Genomic DNA, 14,115 nt, shown 5'->3' with positions numbered 1-14,115 from the left:
TAATACCCGCGCTCGCTACTTCAGTTTTTCGCCGGCGCGGTGACGACCATCGGCATAGTAGCCGGTACCACAGCCACCGATACGTCTTCGTCGATAAACGCCGTCACCGGAGCCCCGAGCGGTACTTCTGCGCTGGTGCCGGTCATGAAGAAACCTGCAACAGGAAGCAGCGCCACAGCGCCGACAACGCCGGCAGTCCCCGTCTTTCCCTTATCGTCGATCGAGCCGCTCATGCGGATCTGACGGCCATTCGCACGCACGTACAGGACGCGCCCGTTGATGCGGCCGGACTTGCCCCACATGCCCTTGTTACGAACTTCGGTGATCTCGCCAGTCGCAGGGCTACCAGCCGGGATGACGACGTTGCCGTCGACGGTGACGGCTTCTGCAGTCTCCATTTGGAAACGCTGGCCGACCTTAAGCTTCTTGCCCTTCGTCGTAAGGCCCTCAGCCATTTTCAGCGGAACCGAAGTGCCGGCACGGAGCGTTCCCGACGTAGTAGCCGCGGTCGCGATTGGACCGGTCTGCGCCTGAACCGTAGGCACAACGACAGTAAGCGCGCACGCGAGCGCGCCAATTGTAAATTTCATAAGATAACCCCTCCTGATTCGGCCTCCCCAGGCCGACGTTCGAAGCTTGTCGATCAAGTCCTTCGGGGTCAACGACAAATACGTACTCAAAATGGATGCAATAAGCATCGCCGATTGACATTAGATGAGTGCGCGCGGCTTACGCGATCCAAGCGGATGCTTGATAAACACAGGAGGGATGAATGCGCGGTATTATGAGATGCTTGGTGATCGTCCTCGGCCTAATTTCCGGAACCGCAAGCGCCACGACTGTGACGAGCAACGTAAACTGCCGGAACCAGCCTCGGGCCACTGCACGGATCGTCGCCCGAATATCAGCCGGCACCGAAGTGCCCGTAGAACGGCGCCAAGATGATTGGTCGCTGATCCGCCATGCGCCGCGAAGCTGCTGGGTAGCATCCCGTTATCTCGGCGCGCACAGCACTGCGGAGGCTAACCGCGCAAGCCTGCGGCAGACCCGTGCTGTGAGCCGTAGCGCCAACACGAACAGCGAACGCATCACCCGCCCTAGTCACCGATCTTCGTTCTGGTCCAGCACGCCTCATCGTTCGACCCGGCGAAAGAACCGCGCTCGAAGTGCGCCTGGCTACAACTATGGTGGCGGATCTTGCCCCTGCTCTGGGCGCAACATCTGCGTTGGGCCGCGTGGTGGGCGGTATTGCATCACTAGCGGCGGCAACAAGCGATACGGTGTCTGACCACGCGCCGACAGCATTACGCATCGTTGGTAGAGATCGGCTTGCTCGCCGCCATCTGCATTGGCTTACCGATCACCGGGCGGCCTGTTGGCCATGACTGGCGTCTTGGTCGACCTACACCAGCGTTGCATCAGTGACCTGACTTGGCAGCCGCGTTGACGACCGCACGCGCCGCCGTTTCTTCGGTTGCCTTGGCCATCGCGTCCCAAGTTTCGGCAGAGCGCTCATGCATAGCGCGGCGGTTAGCTAGCGATGTTGCCGCCGCAGCCTCGCGCTGGGCAGTCGCGTTCGCGCGGTAGGTTTCGGCAGGGGTCATTTTATATATCCGGATCAGCGCGCGATAAGCAGCGCCGGCAAATTTGCAGATCCGGCTGTGGCGATCAGGTCCTAGCCTGACAAGCCAGTCACCGAGAAATCAAAACCTAGCCGCTAAGTTGTCGCTCCGCGAAGCCGCCGAATTGCAAACCCTAATGTTTAACAATTGGGATCACGTCGATTGCTGAAGCGAGCAACGCACCGACGACCGTTAAGCCAAGCTGGTCCGCGAGTTGAAGCAAAATCTCCAAATCGTCCTTCAGATCTTGGGCCGTTAATGGGGCTTCGTGGCTCATAAGGTCAGCATACCTGCCAGAACCTGATGGTGTCGATGGTATGAATGCGCGACGACGGCTGCGATTTATACTATTTGCCGAGAGCGTCGCTGAACTGCTTTTGGTCCTGTTTTTTCAGCAGACTTTTGCGCTGTCGTTCGGTCGTCGGATCGCAGACATCCGGACCGCGAAAGAGGTCGCTCGGCGGCCGAGCCGATGCCCTCGCCCACCTAACCCATTGATATCTATTGCGCTGAAAATGCGGCGCGATCGGGCAACTGGCGTTGATAACAAACGAGATTACGCCTCCACGGCTGAAGCACGGGTTCGATTCCCGTAGGGGTCACCATAATCTGCCGAAGTGTCAGATTTGATGGTCGGGCCCTATCCACCCAGCCCATTTCCCGACTTCTGAGCGCGGGCACGGCTTGCCAATCCCCTGGTCTAGTCACGTCGGCATAGGCGCGCCGAGGCGATGGGTCAGGACACGGGATGGCTGGAGCCGAATCGCGATGACGCGGTCTTGGCTAACGCAGCCCTTGGCGTAAGACACGTCACAGCGACGCAGACGAGCGGGCCGGTAAAGCCCGGCCTCGGTTATCATCTCTTCGGGCCGATACGGCTGTCACACAAAACGATATGGTGAGGTCATTATGATGTCAGACCAGCATCATGCTATTTTCCCGGCAATACGCGTGGGCCTCATCGGATACGGGTTTTCCGGCAAGACCTTCCATGCGCCCTTGATCATGGCCGAACCCAACCTCGTCCTGACGGCGATCGCGTCGAGCGACGCGGCAAAGGTCCGTGCAGATTTTGCAGAGATCGTCATTCATGCCGATCCGCAGTCGCTGATCGCCGCTGCCGACATCGACCTGGTCGTCATCGCGACACCCAACGACACGCATGCGCCGCTTGCCCGTGCGGCGATAGCGGCAGGCAAGCATGTCGTCGTCGACAAGCCCTTTACGCTGAATCTCGACGAGGCACGCGACCTGGTCGCGTTGGCGGCGCAGCGCGACGTACTGCTTTCGGTGTTTCACAACCGGCGCTGGGACAGCGATTTCCTGACGATCCGCGCGGCGATCGAAGAGGGCGTCGTCGGCGATGTCACGCATTTCGAATCGCATTTCGATCGCTACCGCCCTTTGGTCCGCGATCGCTGGCGGGAAAATGCCGGCGTCGGCAGCGGCGTCTGGTTCGATCTCGGGCCCCATCTGGTCGATCAAGCGCTTCAGCTTTTCGGGCTGCCGGACCGGATACGAGGATCGCTCTCGGCACAGCGCGTCGGCGCCGTGACCGACGACTGGGCGCACGCGGTCCTCGATTATGGCGACCGTCGGGTCGTGCTGCAGGCGATCATGCTGGCGGCCGGCGGTACCCAGCGCTTCACCGTCCATGGTACCGCCGGCAGCATCACGAAACGGCTTGCAGACCGTCAGGAGGAACAACTGATTGCGGGGATGCGACCCGGAGCACCGCACTGGGGCGAAGATCCCGATCCCCTGATGATCTACCACCCGGAGGAAGTTCGCGCGTGTCCAGCGTTGGCGGGCGACCAACGCGCCTATTACGACGGTATCGCCGCTGCAGTGTCAGGCCGCGGCCCAAACCCGGTCGAACCGATCGAGGCGCTCGCCTGTATGGCGGTCGTCGTGGCCGTCCGAATATCCGCGTCGTCGGGGACGACCGTCGCAGTCCCGCTGACCGACGCGGAGCGAGAGGCCGCTAAACTGGTTTTGGGAGCCTTCAAAACGCGCTCACCCACCTGACCAAGCCAGATCCGGCGCGAACAAACGCGCGGCGATCACGGTGCAGTCATCCGCCAAGCCCTCGCTATGGCGTCTCCCCAGCCCGCTCCAGGATCCGACGCGCCTGTTTCAGATGCGGCGCGTCGACCATCCGGCCATCGACCTGCAACGCACCCGCATCCGGCTGCGCGGCGAACGCGGCGACGATGGCGCGGGCGTGTGCGATCTGCGCGGCGTCGGGCGTGAAGGCGGCGTTGATCGTCGCCACTTGCGTCGGGTGGATCGCCATCATGCCGGTAAAGCCGTCGCGCGCGGCGCGCTTCGCATAGGCTTCCAGTCCCGCCACGTCGCGAAACGCGGGATACACCGTCTCGATCGCCGGTACGCCCGCCGCATGCGCGCCGAACAGCGCGAGCGAGCGCACCATCTCGTACGGCGCCGTGTATCGGCCATTATCCTCGCGCGAGGTTGCCGCACCGATCGCGGCGGGAAGGTCCTCCGCCCCCCAGGTCAGCCCGGCCAGCGGCACCCCGCACCCGGCATAGCTGCCGAGCTGGAAGATCGCAGCGGGAGTCTCGGTCGCGATCGGCAGGATCGGCGCATCGATCCCTGACTTAGCCAGCCGCTCCGCGAGCAGGCGAACGCTCGCCGCCCCTTCCGCCTTGGGCAGAACGATCGCATCCGGCGCAAGGCCGTGCAGCGCCGACAGGTCCTCAATGCTCAGGTCGGTATCGAGCGGATTGATCCGCACGAACACCGCGACCCCGCCACGCTCCGCCCGCAATCGCGCCGCGACCGCCGCCCGCGCCGCATCCTTGGCCGATGCCGCCACAGAATCCTCGAGGTCGAGGATCAGCGCGTCGGCACCGCTGGCCGCGGCCTTGTCGAACCGTTCGGGCCGATCGCCCGGCACGAACAGCAACGATCGCAGCCTCATGCCGGCGACCGCTTGATCAGCGCGCTGCGCAGGCACTGGCACACGACCTCGTCGCGCTGGTTGAGCAGGCGGTGCGCGAACGTGACGATCCCCGCATCGGGTCGCGACCGGCTTTCCTTCAGCGAATGCACCTCGGTCTCGGCGCGCAACGTGTCGCCGATGAACACCGGCTTCGGCATCACGAGCTTGTCGTAGCCGAGGTTCGCGACCAGCGTGCCGAGCGTCGTGTCCCCCACCGACAGCCCCACCATCAGCGCGAACGTGAAGGTGCCGTTGACCAGGATCTGCCCGAACTCGCTCGCGCGCGCCGCCTCGGCGTCGAGATGCAGTGGCTGCGGGTTGTGCGTCATCACCGTGAACAGCAGATTGTCGGTCTCGGTCACGGTGCGGCGGATCTCGTGGACGATCGTGTCGCCGACCGTCCAATTGTCGTAGAAACGCCCGGCCATCATTCGCTCCCCTTATCGATGCGCGCGAGCATCGTGCCTTCGGATACCTGCGCGCCTTCGGTTACCTTCAGTTCCGCGACGACGCCATCGAACGGCGCCAGCAACGCCTGCTCCATCTTCATCGCCTCCAGCACTAGCATCCGCTGACCCTTGGTCACCGCCTGCCCGGCCTCGACCAGCACCGCGATGACGCGGCCCGGCATAGGCGCCAGGATCGCGCCGTCGCCTTCACCCGCGCCAGCGATATGGTCGGCACGACGCGGACCGAACGGCCAGGCCTCGCCGTCAAGGAACAGCACGTCGTCCGCGACGACCGCCGCCGACGCCTGGTCGCCGGTGACGAGATACGGCTTGCCCCCGACCTCGACCGCGATCTGCGAAGAAGACGCGGCATTGGTGCGAAACCCACGCAGGCTGGTCCAGGGATCGCCGGTCACGGCAGGCAGGATAGCCGCCGCTGCCGCCACCAGTACGGCCGGCGAAGGCTCGGCCGCCGGGATCAGCGCATCGACATGACGCTCGATGAACCCGGTATCGACCCGCCCCGCGACGAAATCCGGATGCGCCGCCGCACGCGCGAGAAACGCGGCGTTGGTCCGCACCGGCCAGACCTGCGTACCGCGCGCCGCCGCCGCAAGCTTGCCTGCAGCTTCGCGCCGCGTTGTGCCGTGGACGATCAGCTTGGCGATCATCGGATCATAATAGGGCGTAACCTCGCCGCCTTCCTCGACGCCGCTATCGATGCGGACACCGGTGGGAAAGCGCAGCCGGTCGAGCGGGCCGGTCGATGGCAGGAACCCGGTGCTCGGGTTCTCGGCATAGAGCCGCGCTTCCATCGCCCAGCCGGTGATCGACAGTTCGTCCTGTCGCTTCGGCAGAGGTTCGCCGCTCGCGACGCGCAACTGCCACTCGACCAGATCCTGCCCGGTGATCGCCTCGGTCACCGGGTGCTCGACCTGGAGCCGGGTGTTCATCTCCATGAACCAGATCCGGTCGGCACGCAGGCCGTCCGATCCGTCGGCGATGAACTCGATCGTTCCGGCGCCGACATAGTCGACTGCGCGCGCCGCCTTCACGGCCGCCTCGCAGACCGCGGCCCGCGTCGCGTCGTCCATGCCGGGTGCGGGCGCTTCCTCGATCACCTTCTGATGGCGGCGTTGCAGCGAACAGTCGCGCTCGAACAAATGGACCGCGCCGCCGTGCGTATCGCCGAACACCTGCACCTCGATATGCCGCGGCGAGAGGATGTATTTCTCGATCAGCACCTGCGTGTTGCCGAACGACGACGCGGCCTCCCGCTTGCAGCTCTCCAGCATCTCGGCGAAGTCGGCCGCGGCATCGACCTTGCGCATGCCCTTGCCACCGCCGCCCGCCACCGCCTTGATGAGGACCGGATAGCCGATCGCTTCGGCTTCGGACTGCAATCGCTCGGGCGTCTGGTCCGCGCCGAGATAACCCGGCGTGACGGGCACGCCCGCAGCGATCATCCGTTCCTTGGCGGCGTCCTTCAGCCCCATCGCGCGGATCGCGGCGGGCGGCGCGCCGACCCAGACGAGACCCGCGGCGAGCACGCTCTCGGCGAACTCGGCATTCTCCGACAGGAAGCCGTAGCCGGGGTGGATCGCCTCTGCGCCGGTCGTGCGCGCCGCCTCCAGCAGGCGGTCCTGCCGCAGATAGCTGTCGGTAGCCGCCGCGGTACCGATGCATACCGCTTCGTCGGCCTCGCGGACGAACGGCATGCCGACATCGACGTCGGAATGCACCGCGATGGTGCGGATGCCGAGCCGCCGTGCGGTGCGGATGATGCGGCGGGCGATCTCGCCGCGATTGGCGATAAGGAGACTCTGGATCATGCTTAGCTTTCCAGTCGCAAGGCGATAGCGTCGGTGCCACGTTCGGCGACCGCGTCCAGGATGACGGTGACGATGCGATCGAACCGCGCGCCGATCGTCGCGCGCGCCGCTGCGGCGTTGACGATGTGCAGGCGGATCGGCGGCGCGACGACTGCTACGAGCAGGTCGAACAGTGCGTCGAGACTGCCGCCATACCACTCAACGCCCGATGCCTCGCGGATCAGCGTATGGAAGGCGGCTTCGTCGGCGATCGAGGCACCGTCGATGGTCAGGTCCATGCCCATCACATCCGGAACAGGCCGAACTGTGCGCGCTCGGGGATCGGCGCGTTCAGCGTGGCGGAAAGGGCTAGGCCAAGGACGTCGCGAGTCTGCGCGGGATCGATGATCCCGTCGTCCCACAGCCGCGCGGTGGCGTAATAGGGATTGCCCTCGTCCTCGTATTTCTGGCGGACCGGCGCCTTGAAGGCCTCTGCCTGCTCCGGCGTCCAGGTGTCCGCATCGCGGTGGACGGTCGCCAGCACGCTGGCCGCCTGCTCGCCGCCCATCACCGAGATCCGCGCATTGGGCCAGGTGAACAGGAAACGCGGGGCAAACGCACGCCCGCACATCCCGTAATTGCCCGCGCCGAAGCTGCCGCCGATCAGCACGGTGATCTTGGGCACCGACGCGGTCGCCACCGCGGTCACCAGCTTGGCGCCGTTCTTGGCGATCCCCTCCGCCTCGTATTTGCCGCCGACCATGAATCCCGAGATGTTCTGGAGGAACAGCAGCGGCACGCGGCGCTGGCAGGCGAGTTCGATGAAATGCGCGCCCTTCAGAGCGGATTCGGAAAACAGCACGCCGTTATTGGCGAGGATCGCAACCGGCATGCCCCAGATCTTGGCGAACCCGCAGACCAACGTGGTGCCGTACAACGCCTTGAACTCGTGGAACTCCGAGCCGTCGACGATCCGCGCGATCACCTCGCGCACGTCATACGGTGCGCGAACGTCCTGTGGCACGATGCCGTACAGCTCCGCCGGATCGTATTTGGGTGCGCGCGGGGTGGCGATCTCGATGTCGACGGACTTCGGACGGTTGAGCGTCGCGACGATATCGCGGACGATCAGCAGCGCGTGCTCGTCATTCTCCGCGACATGATCGACCACGCCCGACTTGCGGCCATGCGTTTCCGCGCCGCCCAGTTCCTCGGCGGAGATCACCTCGCCCGTCGCCGCCTTCACCAGCGGCGGGCCGGCGAGGAAGATCGTCCCCTGGTTGCGGACGATCACGCTCTCGTCCGACATCGCCGGCACATAGGCGCCGCCCGCGGTGCAGCTGCCCATCACGCATGCGATCTGCGCGATGCCCTCGGCGGACATCTGCGCCTGGTTGAAGAAGATCCGGCCGAAGTGATCGCGGTCGGGAAACACCTCCGCCTGATGCGGCAGATTGGCGCCGCCGCTGTCGACCAGATAGATGCACGGCAGCCGGTTTTCGCGCGCGATCTCCTGCGCGCGCAGATGCTTCTTCACCGTCATCGGATAATAGGCGCCGCCCTTCACGGTGGCGTCGTTCGCGACGATCATGCACTCGCGCCCCGACACGCGACCGATCCCGGCGATCATCCCCGCACCGGGCGCGCCGTCGTCGTACATGCCGTTCGATGCCAGCGCACCGACCTCCAGGAACGGCGAACCCGGATCGAGCAACCGCTCGACGCGGTCGCGTGGCAGCAGCTTTCCCCGCGACACGTGCCGCGCACGATGCTGTTCCGACCCACCCAAGGCGGTCTTCGCGATGGTCGCGCGCAGCGTCTCCGCTAGTGCCCGGTTATGCGCCGCGTCCGCCTGGAACGCTTCGGACGTCGCATCGACCTGTGTCGTGAGCGTCGGCATTACTGGGCCTTAGGCGCGTCGTGACCGATCAGCTCGCGCCCGACCAGCATCCGGCGGACCTCGTTCGTCCCCGCACCGATATCGAGCAGCTTGGCGTCGCGCCAATAGCGCTCGACCGGCCAGTCCTTGGTATAGCCCGCCCCGCCCAGCGCCTGGATCGCCTCGTTCGCGACCTTCACCGCGTTCTCGGACGCCAGCAAGATGCAGCCCGCGGCATCGAACCGAGTCGTCTGACCCGCGTCGCACGCCTTGGCGACCGCATAGACGTACGCACGCGACGAATTGAGCGCGACGTACATGTCCGCGATCTTCGCCTGCATCAGTTGGAACTCGCCGATCGGCCGCCCGAACTGCTTGCGCTCGCGCACATAGGGCAGCACCACGTCGAGACAGGCCTGCATGATCCCGAGCTGGATGCCCGACAGCACCACGCGCTCGTAATCGAGCCCCGACATCAGCACGCCGACGCCGCCGTTGAGCGGCCCCATCACCTGCTCGTCCGCCACGAAGCAATCGTCGAACACGAGTTCGGCGGTCGGCGACCCACGCATCCCGACCTTGTCGATCTTCTGCCCGATCGAGAAGCCGGCGAAATCCTTCTCGATCAGAAACGCGGTGATGCCTTTCGATCCGGCGTCGGGTATCGTCTTGGCGTACACGACCAGCGTGTCGGCATAGGTCGCGTTGGTGATCCAGAACTTGGTGCCGTTCAGCCGCCAGCCGCCATCGACCTTGTCCGCGCGCAGCTTCATCGACACGACGTCCGAGCCCGCACCCGCTTCCGACATGGCAAGGCTGCCGATATGCTCGCCGGAGATGAGCTTGGGCAGGTATTTCGCCTTCTGCTCAGGCGTCCCCCAGCGGCGGATCTGATTGACGCACAGGTTCGAATGCGCGCCATAGCTGAGCCCGACCGATGCGGACGACCGGCTGATCTCCTCGCACGCGATCAGATGCTCGAGATAGCCGAGCCCCAGGCCGCCATCAGCCTCCTCGACGGTGATGCCATGGAGCCCGAGCGCGCCCATTTCCGGCCATAGCTCGCGGGGAAAAGTGTCCTCGGCATCGATGCGCGCCGCGATTGGCTCGATCCGGTCGAGTGCGAACCGCCGCGTGGTGTCGCGGATCATGTCGGCCATCTCGCCGAGCCCGAAATTCAGGTCTGCCATCATCATCTCCTGTCGATCTTTTGCCGACTATCTACGGGATCGCTCGATCGCTGGAAAATTGAAAGATCGCGATCAACGCTATAGATAATGTCTATGATCGATCGTTATCATCTGCGGTATTTCCTATCCGTCATCGATACCGGCAATTTCTCGCGTGCCGCCGCGGCCTGCAACGTGTCGCAGCCTACCCTGTCGGTCGGGATCGCCAAGCTCGAAACCGCGCTGGGCCACCCGCTGTTCAACCGCACCAATCGACGCGTCGCGCTGACCGACGCAGGCGCGCGGCTGGTGTCCCATGCCCGCACGATCGAGGCGACTTTCGCCGCTGCCGAACGCGAGGTGATTGGCACGCCGACCCAGCAGACGCTGCGGCTCGGCGTGCTCGCGACGACGCCACGCCGCTGGATCGAGGATTTCCTGCGCGAGCATCGGTCGCGCGGCGCGGGCAGCCAGATCGAGATCGTCGAGGGCAAGGAGCGCGACCTGCGCGAGCGGCTTGCGCGCGGCCGGATCGACGTCGCCTTGATGCTGCTCCGCGATGGCGACGATTACGCCAGCCAGCGGCTCTTCACCGAAGGCTACAGCCTTGCGCTAGGCGTGTCGCACCCGCTCGCGGGTCGCGACGTGATCCGCGCGGAGGAACTCGGCAACGATCCGATGATCGTCCGTCGCCACTGCGAACTGCTGCCCGAGACCAGCCGCTTCTTTACGACGCGGGGCGTGCGCCCGGTGTTCGCATCGCGCACGACCAGCGACGACAAGGCGCTGAGCTATGTCCGCGCCGGCCTGGGTGTCACCGTGATGCCGGACTGTTTCAGCGAGCCCGGAATCGTCCACGCACACCTCGAAGGATTCGACTTCACCCGCGATATCGGTCTCGTCTTCGCACCGCATGCCGACCCGCACGAGCTTGCCCAATCGCCGACGCTCGCCGCGCTGGTCGCGGCGATACATCCCGACGAGGTCTCCTGATGCCACCGCGTGCAGTTCGAGGCCGACGACCCGCTGCTCGCGATGCTCGCCTCCCACGACGTTCGTCCGTCCAGAGCCCCTCCCCTCCGAATACTGCGCAAACGTCACCGTTGGAGCGCATTTCCAAAGGTGAAGCCCTTGGGGATCAGGCCGTGCCTTTGTCCTTTGTTTCGGGCATGGCCAGCGCATACAGGCCCAACCCCAGTGCCGCGATGGTCGCCAGCGTCAGGAAACTGGCGGTGTAGCCGGCCCAGACGATGATAGCGCCGGCAAGCGTCGCCGACAGCGCCGCCCCCAGCCCCTGCGCGCTCGCCACCGCACCCTGGCTGACGTTGAAGCGGCCGGTGCCCTTGGTCAGGTCGGCGATCACGACCGGGAACAGCGCGCCGAAAATGCCTGCGCCAATGCCGTCCATCGCCTGCACGCCGACCAGCCACCACGGATCGTCCGACACGGTGTAGAGGGCGCCACGCGCGGCGAGGAACGCGAAGGCGACCAGGAACAACGGCTTGGTCCCCCAGCGCTCGGTGTTGCGACCGACGACGATCGCGACCGGCACCATCACCAGCTGCGCTGCGACGATGCATGCGGCGGTGAGCGAGGTCGCCAGATCCTTGCCGACGGTGCGCGCCAGAAGCTGGCTGACCGAGGTCAGCATCGCCGCGTTGGCGAGGTGGAACAGGAACGCAGCGAGCGCGAAGATCATCAACGGCTTGTTTTCCAGCAGCGTCTTCCAGCCGCTCGGCTGCTCGCAATCGGAGGCGTCGTCGTCCGCGGCGGCCTCGTCCGGTTCGCAATCGAGCCCGCGCGCGACCGCGTTGTCGATGTCGTCGTTCTTGATCCGCGATGCGCTCGCGATGCTTGCGACGGTCAGCCCGCCCATCAACCAGAACACCACGACCGGGCCGAACTTCCAGGCCAGCACGCCTGCCAGCGCCGCCGAGACCGCGTTGCCCGCGTGATTGAACGCTTCGTTGCGGCCGACTCGCTTGGCGAACAGCTTGGGTCCGACCAGTCCAAGCGTGATCGCCGAGATCGCGGGCGCGAACACCGCGCCGGCGATCGCCGCGATCGACTGCGTGACGGCAACCGCGGTAAAGCCGCTGACGATCGGCAACGAGATGCTGCTGAGCGTGACGAGCAACGCGGCGATCATCACGATCCGCGGCTTGTTCCTGGCGCGGTCGATCAGGCTGCCCGCGGGGGTCTGCGAGATCAGCCCGACGATCCCGGCGATCGTCAGGATCGCACCGACGGTCGCCTCGTTCCAGCCATGCGCCGGCCCTCGCACCGCGATCAGATAGATCGCCAGATACGGTCCAAGACCGTCGCGGACGTCGGCCAGGAAAAAGTTGAGCGCGTCGAGCGTGCGCGTCGGGACGTTTCTCGACTGTCGGCCTCCACCGGCGATTTTGGGCGCGCTGTCCGCGATTGTGGCCATCAGGAGTCCCTATACGTCGCTATTCGTCGAGCGCTAAAGAGCTGGCCAGCGGCAAAGTTTCCAGCACCGGGGAATATATACGATCGGAGTTTTCTTAATGATCTCCAAGGTTAAACCGAAACTGAACGAGCGGGTTCAGGATGAAATCATGAAAGAAATGTCACGGAACCAAGCGCCTATCCTTGCGCTTGGCTGCGACCGATCGAAACGACTTGGAATAAACTATAATGGCAGGATGCCTGACGTGGATTCACTCTAGCGACCTGCATATCGACGAAGCCGATGGGTACGATAGGCTGTCACGATTTGGTGCGCTCGCAGCCGTTGTGCAAAAGCACAGGGACCAGCCGTCAGAGCGCGGCATCGACGGTGCGCAGCGGGGCCCCGACAAGAATGGCCTCGGCCGGTGATCCGTGTCACCAATTCGCGGGTTCCAGTGACGGCGCAGCGTAAATTTTCGGACGGGACAGCCGTGACGTGACTCACCCCGACATAGCGGCCCGATACGCGATCTGGGCGGTCTGTTTCATCGCGACGTTCGGCGTGATTGCTCGGCCGTTCAAGCTGCCTGAAGCGGTGTGGGCGGTGACCGGGGCGCTCGTGCTCGTCGTGTTCGGCCTGTTGCCGATCGGCGAAGCGTGGGCCGCGGTATTGAAGGGCAGCGACGTCTATCTCTTCCTGATCGGCATGATGCTGCTGTCGGAAGTCGCGCGGGCGGAAGGGGTGTTCGACTGGGTCGCGGTGCAGGCCGTCCGGATGGCGAGAGGATCGACCAACCGATTGTTCGCGCTCGTGTTCGGTGTCGGCATCGTCGTGACAATTTTCCTGTCGAACGACGCGACCGCCGTCGTGCTGACCCCGGCGGTGTATGCCGCCGCGAAGAAGGCGAAGGCGGATCCGTTGCCGATGCTGTTCGCCTGCGCGCTGATCGCCAATGCCGCCAGCTTCGTGCTGCCGATCTCGAACCCTGCCAACCTCGTGCTTTACGGTGGCCAGATGCCGACGCTCGGCGCGTGGATGGCGTCGTTCGCGCTGCCGTCGGTGATGGCGATCGGCGTGACGTTCCTGATGTTGCGCTGGGTCGAGCGGGAGCGGCTGGACGGCACGTGCGAAACCGAGGTGACGGCGATGACGCTGCCGCGTGGCGGGATCGTCGCGCTTGGCGGGATCGTCGCGACCGCGGTGCTCCTCATCGTCGCATCGGCGCGCGGCTATGATCTGGGCCTGCCGACGTGCCTGGCGGGTATCGCGACGACTGCGGCGATCTGCATCGGTGGTCGCAAGTCGCCGGTCTCGACGGTGCAGTCGGTATCATGGGCGGTCCTGCCGCTGGTCGCCGGACTGTTCGTGCTGGTCGAGGCGCTGGCGAGCACCGGCGTCATCGCGATGCTCGCCCGGTGGTTGGCCGCCGGTGCCGCCAATTCGCCCGTGGCAACAGCCGGGATTGCGGGGACGATCCTCGCCTTCGGGTCGAACCTGATGAACAACCTGCCCGCCGGGCTGATCGCAAGCACGACGCTAGATCAGGCGCATGTTCCGCAGATCGTCACCGACGGGCTGTTGATCGGCGTCGACCTGGGGCCGAACCTGTCGATCACCGGCTCGCTGGCGACGATCCTGTGGCTCACCGCAATCCGTCGCGAGGGCGAGGATGTCGGGTTCTGGCGCTTCCTGAAGGTCGGGGCGGTGGTCATGCCGCCGGCCCTGTTCGCCGCGCTCGGGATGCGGTTGCTGATCGGCTGATCCTTCGCACGCGAAACGACGCGGGCGTTGCCACCCGCGTCGT

14 protein-coding genes are annotated in these 14,115 nt (G+C 65.1%); 4 read left to right on the top strand and 10 right to left on the bottom strand.

The annotated features are described in order from the left end of the window. Positions 1-20: 20 nt before the first annotated feature. Positions 21-455 carry a hypothetical protein gene (locus U1737_RS17060; protein ID WP_443027148.1) on the bottom strand — a complete coding sequence of 145 codons (435 nt, stop codon included), beginning with the start codon at positions 453-455 and terminating at the stop codon, positions 21-23. Positions 456-772: 317 nt separating this feature from the next. Here U1737_RS17060 and U1737_RS20770 point away from each other — a divergent pair, with 317 nt between their 5' ends. Then, a complete protein-coding gene (locus tag U1737_RS20770; protein ID WP_443027147.1) occupies positions 773-1,288 on the top strand; it encodes an SH3 domain-containing protein in 516 nt (171 codons plus the stop codon). A 130-nt stretch (positions 1,289-1,418) separates the two neighbouring features. On the opposite strand, the gene U1737_RS17055 is transcribed toward U1737_RS20770, so the two are convergent. Together U1737_RS17055 and U1737_RS17050 are read right to left on the bottom strand one after the other, a co-directional pair. Then, a complete protein-coding gene (locus tag U1737_RS17055; RefSeq protein WP_332797596.1) occupies positions 1,419-1,604 on the bottom strand; it encodes a hypothetical protein in 186 nt (61 codons plus the stop codon). Positions 1,605-1,755: 151 nt separating this feature from the next. Beyond that, entirely contained in the window at positions 1,756-1,899 is a 144-nt protein-coding gene (locus tag U1737_RS17050) for a hypothetical protein (RefSeq protein WP_332797595.1), read from the bottom strand. A 674-nt stretch (positions 1,900-2,573) separates the two neighbouring features. Between U1737_RS17050 and U1737_RS17045 the strand changes: the two genes are divergently transcribed. Then, positions 2,574-3,650, top strand: coding sequence for an oxidoreductase (locus U1737_RS17045; protein WP_443027146.1), 1,077 nt, complete (start codon positions 2,574-2,576; stop codon positions 3,648-3,650). A gap of 64 nt (positions 3,651-3,714) precedes the next feature. On the opposite strand, the gene U1737_RS17040 is transcribed toward U1737_RS17045, so the two are convergent. The 6 genes from U1737_RS17040 to U1737_RS17015 are packed head-to-tail and all read right to left on the bottom strand — an operon-like array spanning position 3,715 to position 9,916. Then, positions 3,715-4,566 (bottom strand): HpcH/HpaI aldolase/citrate lyase family protein, encoded by an 852-nt coding sequence (locus U1737_RS17040; RefSeq protein WP_332797593.1) that lies wholly within the window; start codon positions 4,564-4,566, stop codon positions 3,715-3,717. Then, complete coding sequence (locus U1737_RS17035; RefSeq protein WP_332797592.1) at positions 4,563-5,015, bottom strand: MaoC family dehydratase; 453 nt, start codon at positions 5,013-5,015, stop codon at positions 4,563-4,565. The genes U1737_RS17040 and U1737_RS17035 overlap by 4 nt, the downstream gene beginning before the upstream one ends. Further along, positions 5,015-6,868: an acetyl/propionyl/methylcrotonyl-CoA carboxylase subunit alpha gene (locus U1737_RS17030; protein WP_332797591.1), complete on the bottom strand. Its 1,854-nt coding sequence runs from the start codon at positions 6,866-6,868 to the stop codon at positions 5,015-5,017. The genes U1737_RS17035 and U1737_RS17030 overlap by 1 nt, the downstream gene beginning before the upstream one ends. A gap of 2 nt (positions 6,869-6,870) precedes the next feature. Next, positions 6,871-7,146 (bottom strand): barstar family protein, encoded by a 276-nt coding sequence (locus U1737_RS17025; protein ID WP_332797590.1) that lies wholly within the window; start codon positions 7,144-7,146, stop codon positions 6,871-6,873. 5 nt (positions 7,147-7,151) lie between these two features. Further along, positions 7,152-8,747 carry a carboxyl transferase domain-containing protein gene (locus tag U1737_RS17020; protein ID WP_332797589.1) on the bottom strand — a complete coding sequence of 532 codons (1,596 nt, stop codon included), beginning with the start codon at positions 8,745-8,747 and terminating at the stop codon, positions 7,152-7,154. Continuing rightward, on the bottom strand, positions 8,747-9,916 hold the full coding sequence (locus U1737_RS17015) for an isovaleryl-CoA dehydrogenase (protein ID WP_332797588.1): 1,170 nt from the start codon (positions 9,914-9,916) through the stop codon (positions 8,747-8,749). Before U1737_RS17015 ends, U1737_RS17020 begins: the two co-directional genes overlap by 1 nt. A 93-nt stretch (positions 9,917-10,009) precedes the next feature. Here U1737_RS17015 and U1737_RS17010 point away from each other — a divergent pair, with 93 nt between their 5' ends. After that, on the top strand, positions 10,010-10,888 hold the full coding sequence (locus U1737_RS17010) for a LysR family transcriptional regulator (protein WP_248522886.1): 879 nt from the start codon (positions 10,010-10,012) through the stop codon (positions 10,886-10,888). A 145-nt stretch (positions 10,889-11,033) separates the two neighbouring features. Here U1737_RS17010 and U1737_RS17005 read toward each other — a convergent pair whose 3' ends face one another. Next, positions 11,034-12,329, bottom strand: a complete 1,296-nt coding sequence (locus tag U1737_RS17005) for an MFS transporter (RefSeq protein WP_332797587.1) — start codon at positions 12,327-12,329, stop codon at positions 11,034-11,036. A gap of 477 nt (positions 12,330-12,806) precedes the next feature. Between U1737_RS17005 and U1737_RS17000 the strand changes: the two genes are divergently transcribed. After that, positions 12,807-14,072, top strand: a complete 1,266-nt coding sequence (locus U1737_RS17000; protein WP_332797586.1) for an arsenic transporter — start codon at positions 12,807-12,809, stop codon at positions 14,070-14,072. Positions 14,073-14,115: the final 43 nt, after the last annotated feature.

It is taken from the genome of Sphingomonas fucosidasi (assembly GCF_036663855.1).
GTDB lineage: Bacteria > Pseudomonadota > Alphaproteobacteria > Sphingomonadales > Sphingomonadaceae > Sphingomonas > Sphingomonas faeni_B.
Note: the sequence above shows the minus strand (reverse complement) of the source record. Positions and strands in the feature narration are given on the sequence as shown.